Consider the following 12,336-nt stretch of genomic DNA (forward strand, 5'->3'; position numbering starts at 1 on the left):
GCACGGAAGCTGCCGCCGGAGACGCGGTACATCACACTTCCAGTGGAAAGCGAGAAGGGCCCGACGGAGAATCGTCGGGCCCTACCTGCCTGTGCTGCTACTCGCCGAACGGCTTCCACAGCGGCTTGTGGAACGGGGTGCGGTCGGCCTCCGTGCGGTACAGCTCCGCCTCACACGACTCGCACTTCGTCGTGTTGCTGTCAATGTACTTGGAGGACACCTTGCCATCGCACACCGGGCACACGTTGCCGGCGGCGCTGCGCCTACGGTCCTCCTCCAACATCGCCCGCGCCGCGTCCGCCTTCGGGTTCGTGATCGCCTCGCGGCACCCCAGGAGCCATGTCGCGGCCTCCTGCTTGGTGTACGCGCTGTGCGTGGCCTTCCGGTCCCATGTTTCGGTGTCGGCCTCGACCGCGAGGGCCGCCACCCAGAGCAGCGGCGAGTTCGGGAACCGCTTCTTCGCCCGGGCGTTGGTTGCGTTCCGGATGACCCCGAGGAAGTCCTTCCCCCACGACACCGACTGCCACACGCGGAACGTCGGGAACTTCTCGTCGGTCGTGATGTCCTCGAACTCGAACATCATGTCGTCTTCTCCGAGAAGCACGCGCTTGATCTTCTCGAACTGCTCCGGCGTGAGCAGAAGGTCGTCCGTCTGCTTGTGGTCGATCCGGAGCGACAGATGGCACCTCGCCTGCTGCCCCGATGGCTGGCGGGATACCAGCCGATCGTGCTCCAGCCTTTCAAGCTGGGCACGGTGGTAATTTCTGTTACTCATGCTGTCCTCTCGCCCTAACACCAGAAGCGGGTTGTCTACGCGCCCGGCTCGGGAGTCGAATCCGCGCCGACGCCATATCGGGCTGTTCGGACCGTGGCCGTCGTCCGCTCGAAGACCCTGCCGGCGGGCGTGATGACCTTGTCGAAGTCCTCGTAGGTCTCGAAGAGGGAGCGGATCGCATCGCTGAGGTTCGCGGTCTCGAAGGTGCCGCACCAGGACCGGTGACCCGGCTGATCCCTGAGGTACTGCTTGATCTCGACCTCGGGCGTGTCCGCGGTCGCCAGGTCGAGCCTGAGCAAGTCACAGTCTCCGATGTCGATCTCGCCGCCGAGCGTCCAGTTACTCGCCATCTCGTACCTTTCGTTGCCTATCTCCACGCCGTACACGTCATCCGACGCTGCGGGACCGGCCCGCTCCGCGGCCCACTCGTCGACCCAGCAAGGCCGTTCACCGCTGGACCAGCAACCGCAAGGGTTAGACGCTTCGTCCGCGAGGCCGCCGCGCCGAAAACCCAGCTCTCGGCCGTCATAGCGGCGCCCTTGCTCACGCCTGCACCTCCAGGTCGAGCCCGTTGCTCAGCCTGCATCCGGGGCAGGTGATCCGGTCGCTGTGTCGGCCGTACGCCGGGTAGGTCATGTGCCCCGCGCACCAGTTCCGGTCGCCCGTGGTCTCCAGCAGCTCGCCGCAGACCGTGGACTGCCACGTCTGTCCCGTGTCCCTGTCCTCGAAGCCCGTCGCCGAGACGATGTGCTTCGCGCCCTCGACCGGTTGCCAGAGCCTGGCTTCCTTGCGCACCCACTGGCTCGGGTCGGTCAGGTGGCAGGCCGCGAGCTGGTCGACGTATCCGGTGTGCTGCCAGACCCGCAGGCTCACCGACGCGTGCCCGTGCCGGCACCGGCGGTGGGCGGGGAGGTTGATCGCCGGGTCCTCGACCACCCAGTAGTTCGTCCACTGGCCCCGGTAGTTCATCGCGCCGGGGTCCTTCACCGCGACCCGGTCCCCGACCGTGAGCCCCGTGAGCAGCTCCGTCGCCAGCTCCAGCGTCATCAGAACTCTCCGATCATGTAGCGGCCGGCGAGGATCTGGACGTCGTCGGCCTTCGGGATCATGTAGGTGTCGCGAACCGCCCGCTCATAGCCGTAGTGGTGTGCTGGGGACCGCCCGGCCGCGAGCGCCCTCTGCTCGGTTCCGTACGACTGGAGCTGGGGTGGGAGTAGTCGGGGGCGGATCGCGGCTGCTAACGCCGATGGGGCGTAGGGGTCGATAGGGCGTCGCACTGCGACGGGCAGCACCGTCGTCGTTCGTGTCACGCGTGTGGGCAGCGTGATGCGGCTGCGATCCAGATATGCGCGGGGAGACGCCATTACGAGGTGCTCGTCGGCCGTCCGAACTCGCCGGCCAGGACCGCCATGACGAGGCCGAGCATCTCCACGACCTCTTCGGCGTGCCGACCGGCGGCCGCGTCGCGGGCCTTGGACTCGTTGCCGGACGGTGCTCCGTCGGTGTCCTTGTACGGTGCGAGCTCGGCTTCGTGACGGGCCAGCATGGCGGCATGCGAGTGGATCAGAGCGTGGATCACGGCCTGGCCGTCCCCTTCGGGGATGTCAGCGGCCTCGGTAAGGTTTTGGGCCTGCCACATGGCGGCGCAGTGCAGCCATCCGGTCAGGTTCTGGATACGCGCGCTGTACGCGCGGTCCCACCGGTCGAAGGGGACGGCCTGGGACTCGGTGAGCCGGGTGAGGACTTCGGCGACATCGGTGGGGGCCGCGTCGCGCGGGAGCAGAGCCAGGGGAGTTTTGAACACGGCGTTCCTTGTCATGGTGGGTACTGGCGGGTAAGACACCGCCGGAAGGGACAGGCAGCGTGGGGTGCCGGATGTCGGGGGGAGGGGCTAGGGCCTGTCTGACAAATGATCTTGTCCGGGTTCGCGGAGCCAGAGGATGAGTGCTGCGAGGTGGAGTCCGGCCCGGTAGCGGGCGGCGAGTTTGTCGAAGCGGGTCGCTACGGCCCGGAACTGCTTGAGCCGGTTGAAGCAGCGTTCGACGACGTTGCGGGCCTTGTAGAGCTCGCGGTCGAAGGCCGGTGGTCTGCCGCCGGCCCGGCCGCGTCGCATCCGGTTGGCCTTCTGGTCAGCTCTTTCCGGGATCACCGCCCGGATGCCCCGGCGCCGCAGCGTCTGACGGATCGCCCGTGACGAATACGCTTTGTCGGCGATGACCGCGTCGGGTCTGCGACGCGGCCGCCCGACGCCGGCCCGGGGCACTCGCACAATGTCCAGGACCGCGCCGAGAACGGTGGAGTCGTTGACGTTGCCGGGTGTGACGAGGACGGCCAGGGGCAGGCCCCTGCCGTCGCAGGCGAGATGGACCTTGGTGGTCAGCCCGCCGCGGGACCGGCCGAGCGCCTGACCAGCCGCTGGGCGTTCCGGATCTTCCAGTTCGTCCCCCGGTGCTGCCCCTTTTTGCGGGCGCCGGCGGCGTGCTGGTGGGCCCGGTTGATCGTGGAGTCGACCGAGACCGTCCATTCCACGGCCCCGACGGAGTCGTCGCGGACCTGGACCTCCTCGAGCAGGCGAGCCCAGGTTCCGTCCGCCTCCCAGCGGGCGAACCGTTCGTAGACCGTCTGCCATGGCCCGTAGCGTTCCGGCAGGTCACGCCACGGAGCCCCTGTCCGCAACCGCCACAACACCCCGTTGATCACCTGCCGATGATCCCGCCACGGACGACCCCGCCCGTCGACACCCGGCAACAGCGGCGCTATCCGCTCCCACGCCGCATCCGTCAGCTCACCACGACCCATCACAAGATCAATTATCAGACAGGTCCTAGCCCGGGAGGCCGGTCACGCACAGGTTGGAGACACTGGGCAGCTCGGACAAGTCCACTGGAACTGCGGGATCTTGGGGAGGCGGCGGATGACGACGCTCCCTTGCTGGCTGAGTTCGTGTTACGCCCAGTCGTTCGCTCTCAGTTCGGTGCCGATCTTGACCGTGTAGGACGACCAACGCACCACCGTGTCCTGGTCGCCGACGATGTTGTAGAGGATCTGCTTGTGGCGGTCGCCGTCGGGATACTCGTGGTACTCCTCGGCGTACTCGCGGGCCAGGTCGATGGTCGGGAACGCGATCTCGACCGGCTCCCCGTGCCAGAAATGCGTGGTCAGGGTGCCCTTGATCGGCATGATCCGGAATCGCTCACCCTCCGGCGGCATCTCCCCCTCGTACATCCATCCATCCGTTGTCCCCCCTCCGCGCGCCTTGCCCTGGTCATCGGCGTTGGCTTCCTCACGCGTCTTGTATGTGGTGATCGTCGCCTTACGCCGCTCGCTACGGAGGTGGTTGCACGAGTCCGACCAGCCCGGGGTGCGGATGTGGTGCGGCTTCGGTCTCGGCGTGTAACCCGGCTCCGTCTTTTCGCAGCACGGCTCCAGAATGCAGACGGTGAATACGCCCGCCATGAATACCCTTCCCTGAAACAGGGCGCGGACCGAATGCCCGCGCGCAAGGATTGCGGAAGTCAGTCGTCCAGCTTCGTGCGCGTGTCCCGCATCACGAAGTCACCCGCAATGGCATCTTCGATTCGCTCCCAGACCGGCCCCCACAACTCCACGATTTCCGGCCGGCTGTCCTTGGCGGGCTCCTTGCGGTGGTAGTCCCGCGACCAGACCGTGTTGTCGAGCACGAACCCGCCGGCCTCCGGACGGACAAACTCGAACCACCAGCGCGGGGAGAACCCGTTGTGGAGCTGCACCCCGTTGCGCATCCACACCTTCGTCACGACGGCGGCGCCGAGCCCGTCCTCATAGAGCGCACTGATCCGGTCCCCGGCCGCCGCAGGCGGCTTCTGCCCCTTCTTCGCGTCCCGGACCATCATGTACGCCACGTCCACGTCCATGTCGTGCAAACTCGAGCGGCGCGGCCGAAACCCGTGTCTCTTCAGCCACAACATCAACCGCGCCTCGCTGGAGCCGAACTCGTTCGTGGGCCGCACCGCCATCCGCCATCCGATCGCGTCGGCGTACTGCGTCAGCGTCAACAGCGCGTGATCCCCGAACCGCTCCCCACGCCGGCCCTCCTGTACCTGCAGCACGTCCAGGGCCAGGATCTTCGACAGGTGCTGGACAGTGCCACGTATCTCGATGCTCACGCCGTAGAAGTTCGAGAACTCCTTGACCAGCTGCTGGAATCCCTGCAGCACGCCGTAGAAGTTCGAGAACTCCTTGGCCAGCTGCTGGAATCCCTGCTCGGTGTAGTCCATGCTTACCCTCCGATTTCAATGCCTCTTGCGTAGGCGCCTCTTGAGAGATGCCGTCACGAATCCGGCACGACGGCCGTAGGCGTTACTCTTTCGTGTTCGGTCAGGGCCGCCCCAGTGCGTCACTTGCCGATGAACAGGTCTTTGCCTCTCACCTTGTTCCGAGCGGGGCATCGATCATCTATTCATCGAGCTGACGCACGCATGCTGCGTAGATCCCAGAACGCGCCTGCAACCGGTCGGCCACTGGGTTTCCCCGTCCGGCGTGAGACGGTTGTCAACCCGAGGCGGATCTCTCTCTTCTACGATTCGAGGTAGTGATATCGGTCGAAGAAACCCCGGAGCCGGCTCCGCCGGCTCGGGCTTACTCACGGTGTGCCGCGGGCGGCGTGAACGGCATCGCAGATCCCTATGGGCTTCAGTTGCAGGCCAGTTCCGTGGCTCGTGACCAACTGCCCATCCGGAAGCGGATGGTGGTGGCCGGAGGAACACCAAACTCCGGATTCGCCGGATCCGTGCGCCACGCCTCGTAGGCAACCAGCGTCGTGGATCCCGTCACCAGCTGACACCGACGGATCGCGGCGATGAGCTGCTCCTGGGTCCACTTCGTCGTCGCATCCTGCAACTGTTCGGGCTGTGTGACCGTGTCGAGGCCGGCAAGCTCCAGCGAGCGGTTCCAGCTGCCGAAGCGCCGCTCATAGAGCGACGCAGACGGGTCTGCGTCCCTGCGGCGCTGCTCGAACATGCGACGTCCCAGAGTGCTTTCCCCTTGCGCCAAGCGGATGAGTGCGCGGAGAAGCTGCTGGTCGGTGTAGATGACCGGACCTGGCTTCATGGGCGCAGGGACGTACGCAGCATGCATGGTCATGGTCGTTGCTCTCCTTCTGGAAGCAGGCGCGTGTCAGAGCGTGTGCACCTGCACGAGCTGCTGGTCGCGGGTCGTGGACACGGGCATCGGGCTGAAGGCCCGCGGGAACCCGTGGCCGACACGCGCGAGGTGTCACAGAGCCCCCGGATCAACTCCGTTGATCCCCGGGCACCGAACAGACCCGCAGGTCGGCGCCCGAGTGCCGCCCTGCACGTCCTCTATCCCGTGGCATTCTGACTCATCACGGACTGTCATTCAATAGGCACTCGAATAAGATGCTCTCGAAAATCAGCCGATCCAGCCGGAATGGTCGGCAACAGGAGGGCGAGGTGACCATCAATGAAGGTCCGGAGGACGAGGAAGGGCGGGCTCCCCACCGCGGCGTTGACTGCGGCTGCGGGCGTCGTGCTCGGTGGGTGTTCCGGTAGCAACGGCGGAACAGCGCAAGAGACACAGCCGTCGCCTGTGTTGAGTCCGACCACGAGTACTGCCAAGGTCACCGACAGGGCCCTCGGCGGCGCCATGGACGGGCTCGCCTTCTTCCAGGGCGCCGGGAGTTCCAGCAAGGACGGGGAGGGCCCGTCCGGCCGGCGAGTACGGAAGGAGGGGCTGGCTTACATCGTCAAGGCCGACAGCAACGACACGGGCCCGGCTCCCGAGCGAGAGCCCGTCAAACAGAGGAAGGACCCCGTGCGACATGTCGCACGGGGTCCTTCCTCTTCACGCCATCACGCGAAGGCGAATGTGGACCACAGCAGGTGACACTGCCCGCGGGAAGAGAATCGGGCAGGGCCACCTGCTGCGGCGATGCGCCGCCAGGGGGGGTTGGCTGAGCGCGAGTGCGACTCTACTCATGTTCAAGAGGGAACGCAAAGGGTTCTGGCATCTTGTTGAGTAGTGACGATAAGATGCCTCAAAGATCAGTCAAGCAAGGCAAGGAGAAGCCGCGCATGACCTCCCCACCGGATCTGAAGAAGACAGCGCCGCCCGTGCCCGAAACGAAGCGGAAGCCGCCGGGCGGGACGCGGAGCAGCGGCGGCGGCCGTCAGGGCATGTTCGTCCGGCTGGGCTCGGACGACAAGCAACGAGCGGCGTACTGGGCCGACAAGCGTGGGTTCTCCTCGGTGAACGAGTACGTGGTCGAGGCGGTGGTCGAGAAGATCCGGCGCGAGAACCTCGACTATGACCTGCCGACCCTGGAGATCGCGCGGCTCAACGAGCTCGTCGACCAAGTCGCGGCGCTGGCGAAGAACTCGGCGAACCTCGAACGCGTCGTCACCACGGGCTTCGACTCACTGATCGGGCTCACCCGTGGCGACAACTACCTCTTGGACGACGAGGACGGCGAGCTCGTGTGAGCCGGGATTTTACAGAGATCCTGGGGGCGACCACTCCTACCGACGAGGTGATGGAGGTGGACACGTCCTTCCTTGAGGCCTACAGGCGTGGCGGGAGCGAGGAACTCCAACGTGTCCAGGCCCAGGCAGCACAGCCTGAGGCGGAACCGCCGGATCCGACGATGCCGCTCGACACGGCTGGCGATGTCGAGTCTCGACTCGATGTTGCAGGTCCGCAGGCCGCTCTCGACGTGGAAGCCGAAGCGGATCGCCCGGACCTGGAGCCGGGCAACGAGTCCAACGCCGGCGACTCGGAACAGGTCGGTGGGTCCAGTCAGCGCGGCGGTGCCGGCGGCGGACAGGACGCCGATGGCGGAGTGCTCCCAGGCGGTACGTCGGCGGGCCTTGCGGCTGATGCCGTCCGGCCTTCTGGGGCACAGCCGGACATCGAGGAAGCGGCTACAGCCGGCGCCGCTGCTCACTACGTTGCCGCACCGGATGCCCCCGGACAGGAAACGCCCGGATCGCTGCAGCTGACCGACCACCAGGACGCCGTGCAGAGCGCGACCTCGAGGGGAGGATCGGGCAGTTCAGCCGAGACCGCCACTCTCCCCCAGTCGGGCTTCCGGCTCGCCGGCGTGCAAAGGCAGCCGCACATCAAAGCGCTGCCCGACCGCATCGTGAACGCGCTGCGGGAGCACCTGCGAGCAGCCGCAGTCCGTGAGCTGGGCGTGAGCGACAGCGCTGCTCGGGAGTTCAACCGGCGGCTGAGCCAGGGCACGCTGGTGACGGCGTTCCTGCTGGCGCAGCTCGACCTGCACCTTGATGCCGATCCCGCCACCGAGCGGGCCATCGAGCTGTTCCGTTCCCGAGATCCGCTGCTGGGCAGCCTGGTGACACGGCTGATGAGCATCGAGGCGGCAGAACGTGAGCGGGACAGGTTGCTGCGCAAGCTGCGCGACGAACTGGACGAGGTGCGCCAGACCAGCGCGGTGGTTGAGCAGGCGCTGGCGTACTCCATCGCCGACCGCACGGAGAACTTCCTGCGGGGCTCGCACAACCTCCACGACGCACCGATCACGCACAAGGAGGCGATCTACCTCCGGGACAAGCTCCGGGAAGAGACCAGCAAGCAATCGAAGCTCGAACGTGAGCGTGAGGGGCGGCCGATTCGATGACCGCGACGAGCAAGGCAACGCTCCTCACCGTCCGGCTCATGCGTGAGTCCGCCGAGCTTGACCCACGGGCTGCCCGACGTCATCGCCCGGGGCTTGTCCCGCCGCCCGCGACCTTGACCCGCGCGCCGGAGGACTTCGCCGCGCACATCGCCCGCGAGCTCATCGGCCTCCCCTCGGTGTGCGAGACGGACGTCGTGGTGACCGCGAGGTACGTCGCAGGCCACGGCCCCGTCCGCCGCACCTGAACGTGGGAGGACCGGCACCCCGGCCACCGCACGATCTGCCCCGGTTCACCGCCCGGCCGATAACCCGGCCGGGCTCCGACAGAGGACTTACCAGCGCTTCGATCGCCACGCATCGCTTGGCCTTCCAGACCTCGAAGGAAGACGTTCATGACACACCTCTCACCGACCGGCGCGCGAATCCTCGACGCCAACAACAACGGCATGGTCCACGGGCACCCGGCGGCGCTCGCCAAGCTCGAAGGCGACTGCCTGGTCGTCCCGCACAGCGACGAAGGCGGTGCCCACTGGATGACCGAGGCGGGATGGGCCGCCCTGGAGGCATGGCGCCAGGCGCACCCCGTGCGCAGCACGGGCCCGGAGCAGGTCCGTGAGGACGCCGCCCAGTGGGCGCCGGTCGGGCGCGCCACCGTACGGGCGACCCGGGCGGTGGGGCACGGAACGGTCCAGGCGACGCGGGCAGTGGGCAGCGGAACCGTGCAGGCGTCGCAGCGGGCCGCGACCGCGTGGAAGGTCCACAACCCGCCGGCCGCCGTACGCAACGCGACGCGCAACGCCGCGGCTTCCGCGCTCATCGTCGCCTCGCCGCCCCCGCGGGCGACCGCGCCGCGTCGCGGTCCGGGCGGCGGGAGCGTCGCGGTGACCCGGCAGGCGGACCCCGCCGACGACGCGCGGCGCCGGGTGTTCGACGCCCTGATGCAGGCGCAGCGGACGTCCTGGCAGAACCAGCCGACGTGGGGCGGTGATCCGGAGTGAACGCGTGGCGGAAGGCGGGCTGCGCGGTGGTGGTGCTGCTCTTCCTCGCATCGTGCGCGGTGCCGGTCCTCGCGGTGAAGAACGCCGCCTCGGTGCTCGGAGCGTCCGCCGACAGCGGCGGGGGCGAGGACCTGGGGGAGCGGCGGCCGGGATTCCCGACCGGATGCTGGCCGCGTACAAGGGTGTGCCGACGATCCCGCCGAAACTCCCCGTCAAGCAGCACGAGGCGATCATCACGGCCGCGCAGCGTCCCGACCAGCTCGTCGCCGGGCGGGACGACAAGCCGTACTGGAGGGGCGAGCCGTGGTTCAACGGCCGCACCCTCAACGGCTTCCGCCAGGCCGGGCACGCCGCCCCGTACCCGCAACCGTGGCACGCCGGGCTCATCGAGCGGGGCGAGAGCGTCGGCGGCCCGCTGCACCTGACGCCGGCCGGGCGTACCTACGCCCGGGTACGCGGCAACGTCACCGTGAACCGCCGCAAGGTGGTGATCATCTCGTCTGGCGACGAGAAGAAGCCGATCCCCGAAGGGCAGCGGCACGGTTGGCCCGCCGGAGAGCTGTACATCAGCAAGTACCACCGATCTCTCCGGCGCGCGGCCGACGCCCTGACTCATCACGACCTGATCTTCATACTGTCCGCGTTCCACGGGCTTGTTCCGCTCGACCGCGACCTGCACCCCTACGACGTGACACTCAACGATGAGAGGGCCGTCACCGAGAAGACGATGGCCGGGCACACGGGCGCCGCCGGACTCTTCGACCCGGACGTGATCTTTCTCGGCGGCAAGGACTACGCCGACCTGATCTGCCCGTCCGTTCCCCACCTGCTCGCTCCGCTGAGCGGCGGCATGGGAGCACCGCGGGCAGTGCAGGCAGGCCCGAGAGGACTCCGCCGTACGCAACACGTGGTGGAGGGAGGCAGCCGCCCTCCACGGCGAGCACGCCGCCCGCTGACCGATTGCCCTGGGGTTTCGGCCCCGGGGCACCCGTGGCAACCAACTCACCAGCCTGGTGCACCCCAGCACCGGGCCCCAGACCGGGAAGATCATGAATTCGCTGTTCGGCCCCCCCATCGACCTCACCGACATGTCTAACTTCGCCCGAGCGGAGACGCGCCTGCGCCGGGCGGTCTTCTGCGGCCGGGTCTCCACCAAGGACCAGCAGAACCCGTCCTCGTCCATACCCCGGCAGGTGTCCTTGGCCTCCCAGCGCCTGGAGGACGGCGAGGAGTTCGCTGGGCACTTCTGGGATGTGGAGTCCGGGATGCTTCCCCCGGAAGCCCGCGGCCTCGGCCCGCAGGCGATGTACGACGCGCTTCACGTCAAGACTCCGAGGGACGGCGGTCTCCAAGACCTCCTTGACCATGCCGAACGGCTGGGCGTCACCCACGTCCTGGCGGAGCGCTCCGACCGGGTCGCGCGGGCCATGCTGACCAGCCTGACCGTAGAGCACGAACTCCAGAAGATCGGGGTGGAGGTGGTGTACGCCAACGAGCCGGTGGGCGGTACCGAGTCCGGTCGGCTGCGCACCCGCCGCTACAGCCAGGTCGAGGCGGAGGTCTACCGGACGGTCATGTTGGAGATGTCCATGGGCGGACAGGTCCAGCACGCCATCAACGGGTGGAACCATGGCATCCCGCCTTACCCCTACATTGCGATCATCGACGAGGATGCGCCACCGCCGGCTCGCGGCCGGTTTGGCGAAGGGCGCCTGAAGAAGAAGCTGACCGCACACCCGGACAAGCGGCGCTTCGAGGCGTCCGGGGAGCTGTGCCGACTGCGGCGGGAAGAGCACCTGAAGGCGGCGGACATCATCGCGATCCTGTCGGCGGACCCGGATAGGTACCCGATCGAGGGCCGGTGGACGCACAACCGTGTTGAGGGGCTGATCGCGAACCCCAAGCTCACCGGCTACCAGGTGTACAACAGGAAGGCGTCGAGGACCGGCCGGCCAGGCGTCTCCCGGTGGAACCCGATCTCGCAGTGGGTATGGTCGCCGCGCCCCGTACACGAAGCCGTGGTGAGCCTGGAGCAATGGAAAGCCGCCCAGGAGGTAACCGCCGCACTCCGCGCAGACACGGCAGCGGGGCCGCTGATGCGCCTCCAGGCCGCAGCCAGCCGGCGGGGGCTCGCGTTCTCCGTGGTCGAGGAGACCGGGAGCTACACCCGATACCAGATCGGCGGTCAGTCGATCGTCCTTCCCGACCCCGTCCCCGACGCGATTGCGCAGCAGGTCATCGAAGACCTGGAGAACGCGTCATGAGCGAGGTCATCAAGTGCCGTACCACCAGGCGGGGCCGGACCTGGGTGGCGCACGCCGCCGAGCACGGCGTATACGGCAGCGGAACTTCGCTGCGGCTGGCTCGCGCCAGCGTCGAGGAAGGTCTCGCGCTCGCTGGCCTGACCGGCGAGGTGGAGCTCGTCCCGGTGACGCCGGAGCTGGAGAGGCTGCGCGCTGCCGATAACGCCCGCACGGCCGCCTTGATCGAGGCGGTGAAGGCCCTGGCCCTTCGGAGGGCAACTCTGCGGGACATCGCTGAGGCCACCAGCGAGCCGATGGCGTACGTGAAGCGGCTGCTCGCCGGAGGCGCGACCGCTCCCGGCGCACAAGCGGCAGCGGCGTCGGAGGAATGCAGCTGTGTCCTTACCTGCGCTGAGGACCCCAAGACGTCCTGCTCCCTGTCCGGGCAGCGCCACGTTCACCCGGCCATCTCGGATCGACCTGGCGCATATGGTCCGTGCCCTGAGCACCGCGACGCCCCAGGCGACCACTGAGCGGTTCGATCACGCCGGGGGGCTCACTGCCGCCCGGCACGCTGGTGCGGCTGCGGCGCCGAGCGGGCTCGCCGGGTGTGGCTGCACCGAGACACTTAGATCAGCCACGGTTCCTCCGCCGACAGCTCCGCCACCGCCTGGCTCGCACTTG

General features: G+C 67.8%; 16 protein-coding genes. 7 read left to right on the plus strand and 9 right to left on the minus strand.

Going from position 1 to position 12,336, the window contains the following annotated elements:
* Window positions 1-97: 97 nt before the first annotated feature.
* The 9 genes from ACFWRT_RS14275 to ACFWRT_RS14315 form a co-directional block, all read right to left on the minus strand.
* Window positions 98-796 (minus strand): hypothetical protein, encoded by a 699-nt coding sequence (locus tag ACFWRT_RS14275; RefSeq protein WP_380949064.1) that lies wholly within the window; start codon window positions 794-796, stop codon window positions 98-100.
* A gap of 14 nt (window positions 797-810) precedes the next feature.
* Window positions 811-1,152 carry a hypothetical protein gene (locus ACFWRT_RS14280; protein WP_381121292.1) on the minus strand — a complete coding sequence of 114 codons (342 nt, stop codon included), beginning with the start codon at window positions 1,150-1,152 and terminating at the stop codon, window positions 811-813.
* 166 nt (window positions 1,153-1,318) lie between these two features.
* Window positions 1,319-1,822 carry a hypothetical protein gene (locus tag ACFWRT_RS14285; RefSeq protein ID WP_380949062.1) on the minus strand — a complete coding sequence of 168 codons (504 nt, stop codon included), beginning with the start codon at window positions 1,820-1,822 and terminating at the stop codon, window positions 1,319-1,321.
* A complete protein-coding gene (locus ACFWRT_RS14290; RefSeq protein WP_380949061.1) occupies window positions 1,822-2,085 on the minus strand; it encodes a hypothetical protein in 264 nt (87 codons plus the stop codon). Before ACFWRT_RS14290 ends, ACFWRT_RS14285 begins: the two co-directional genes overlap by 1 nt.
* A 53-nt stretch (window positions 2,086-2,138) precedes the next feature.
* Window positions 2,139-2,579, minus strand: a complete 441-nt coding sequence (locus ACFWRT_RS14295) for a hypothetical protein (protein ID WP_380949060.1) — start codon at window positions 2,577-2,579, stop codon at window positions 2,139-2,141.
* 87 nt (window positions 2,580-2,666) lie between these two features.
* Window positions 2,667-3,574 (minus strand): IS5 family transposase gene (locus ACFWRT_RS14300; protein ID WP_380949368.1). Its coding sequence is split into 2 segments (ribosomal slippage): window positions 2,667-3,223 and window positions 3,223-3,574, totalling 909 coding nucleotides; the frame shifts between segments, so codons are not numbered across the junction.
* Between the two features lie 147 nt (window positions 3,575-3,721).
* Complete coding sequence (locus tag ACFWRT_RS14305) at window positions 3,722-4,231, minus strand: hypothetical protein (RefSeq protein WP_380949059.1); 510 nt, start codon at window positions 4,229-4,231, stop codon at window positions 3,722-3,724.
* A 59-nt stretch (window positions 4,232-4,290) separates the two neighbouring features.
* Entirely contained in the window at window positions 4,291-5,031 is a 741-nt protein-coding gene (locus ACFWRT_RS14310) for a hypothetical protein (protein WP_380949058.1), read from the minus strand.
* A 415-nt stretch (window positions 5,032-5,446) separates the two neighbouring features.
* On the minus strand, window positions 5,447-5,896 hold the full coding sequence (locus ACFWRT_RS14315; protein WP_380949057.1) for a homing endonuclease associated repeat-containing protein: 450 nt from the start codon (window positions 5,894-5,896) through the stop codon (window positions 5,447-5,449).
* 950 nt (window positions 5,897-6,846) lie between these two features.
* Here ACFWRT_RS14315 and ACFWRT_RS14320 point away from each other — a divergent pair.
* From ACFWRT_RS14320 to ACFWRT_RS14350, 7 genes are all read left to right on the plus strand, one after another.
* Window positions 6,847-7,254 (plus strand): hypothetical protein, encoded by a 408-nt coding sequence (locus ACFWRT_RS14320; RefSeq protein ID WP_380949056.1) that lies wholly within the window; start codon window positions 6,847-6,849, stop codon window positions 7,252-7,254.
* Between the two features lie 50 nt (window positions 7,255-7,304).
* Window positions 7,305-8,411 carry a hypothetical protein gene (locus ACFWRT_RS14325; RefSeq protein WP_380949055.1) on the plus strand — a complete coding sequence of 369 codons (1,107 nt, stop codon included), beginning with the start codon at window positions 7,305-7,307 and terminating at the stop codon, window positions 8,409-8,411.
* A gap of 113 nt (window positions 8,412-8,524) precedes the next feature.
* A complete protein-coding gene (locus tag ACFWRT_RS14330; protein ID WP_380949054.1) occupies window positions 8,525-8,656 on the plus strand; it encodes a hypothetical protein in 132 nt (43 codons plus the stop codon).
* Window positions 8,657-8,803: 147 nt separating this feature from the next.
* A complete protein-coding gene (locus ACFWRT_RS14335; protein WP_380949053.1) occupies window positions 8,804-9,409 on the plus strand; it encodes a hypothetical protein in 606 nt (201 codons plus the stop codon).
* A 163-nt stretch (window positions 9,410-9,572) separates the two neighbouring features.
* Window positions 9,573-10,505 (plus strand): DUF6884 domain-containing protein, encoded by a 933-nt coding sequence (locus ACFWRT_RS14340; protein WP_380949052.1) that lies wholly within the window; start codon window positions 9,573-9,575, stop codon window positions 10,503-10,505.
* Window positions 10,459-11,673, plus strand: coding sequence for a recombinase family protein (locus tag ACFWRT_RS14345; RefSeq protein WP_380949051.1), 1,215 nt, complete (start codon window positions 10,459-10,461; stop codon window positions 11,671-11,673). The genes ACFWRT_RS14340 and ACFWRT_RS14345 overlap by 47 nt, the downstream gene beginning before the upstream one ends.
* On the plus strand, window positions 11,670-12,185 hold the full coding sequence (locus ACFWRT_RS14350) for a hypothetical protein (RefSeq protein ID WP_380949050.1): 516 nt from the start codon (window positions 11,670-11,672) through the stop codon (window positions 12,183-12,185). Before ACFWRT_RS14345 ends, ACFWRT_RS14350 begins: the two co-directional genes overlap by 4 nt.
* The last annotated feature ends 151 nt before the right edge of the window (window positions 12,186-12,336 follow it).

The sequence above is a fragment of the Streptomyces cyaneofuscatus genome, from assembly GCF_042718795.1.
Taxonomy (GTDB): Bacteria; Actinomycetota; Actinomycetes; order Streptomycetales; family Streptomycetaceae; genus Streptomyces; species Streptomyces cyaneofuscatus_A.

Excerpts from the sequence above, each read along its gene's own strand:
- ACFWRT_RS14350 (WP_380949050.1), top strand. The coding sequence starts at position 11,670 with ATGAGCGAGGTCATCAAGTGCCGTACCACCAGGCGGGGCCGGACCTGG.
- ACFWRT_RS14305 (WP_380949059.1), bottom strand. The coding sequence starts at position 4,231 with ATGGCGGGCGTATTCACCGTCTGCATTCTGGAGCCGTGCTGCGAAAAG.
- ACFWRT_RS14285 (WP_380949062.1), bottom strand. The coding sequence starts at position 1,822 with ATGACGCTGGAGCTGGCGACGGAGCTGCTCACGGGGCTCACGGTCGGG.
- ACFWRT_RS14310 (WP_380949058.1), bottom strand. The coding sequence starts at position 5,031 with ATGGACTACACCGAGCAGGGATTCCAGCAGCTGGCCAAGGAGTTCTCG.
- ACFWRT_RS14345 (WP_380949051.1), top strand. The coding sequence starts at position 10,459 with ATGAATTCGCTGTTCGGCCCCCCCATCGACCTCACCGACATGTCTAAC.
- ACFWRT_RS14320 (WP_380949056.1), top strand. The coding sequence starts at position 6,847 with ATGACCTCCCCACCGGATCTGAAGAAGACAGCGCCGCCCGTGCCCGAA.
- ACFWRT_RS14315 (WP_380949057.1), bottom strand. The coding sequence starts at position 5,896 with ATGACCATGCATGCTGCGTACGTCCCTGCGCCCATGAAGCCAGGTCCG.
- ACFWRT_RS14340 (WP_380949052.1), top strand. The coding sequence starts at position 9,573 with ATGCTGGCCGCGTACAAGGGTGTGCCGACGATCCCGCCGAAACTCCCC.
- ACFWRT_RS14325 (WP_380949055.1), top strand. The coding sequence starts at position 7,305 with ATGGAGGTGGACACGTCCTTCCTTGAGGCCTACAGGCGTGGCGGGAGC.
- ACFWRT_RS14335 (WP_380949053.1), top strand. The coding sequence starts at position 8,804 with ATGACACACCTCTCACCGACCGGCGCGCGAATCCTCGACGCCAACAAC.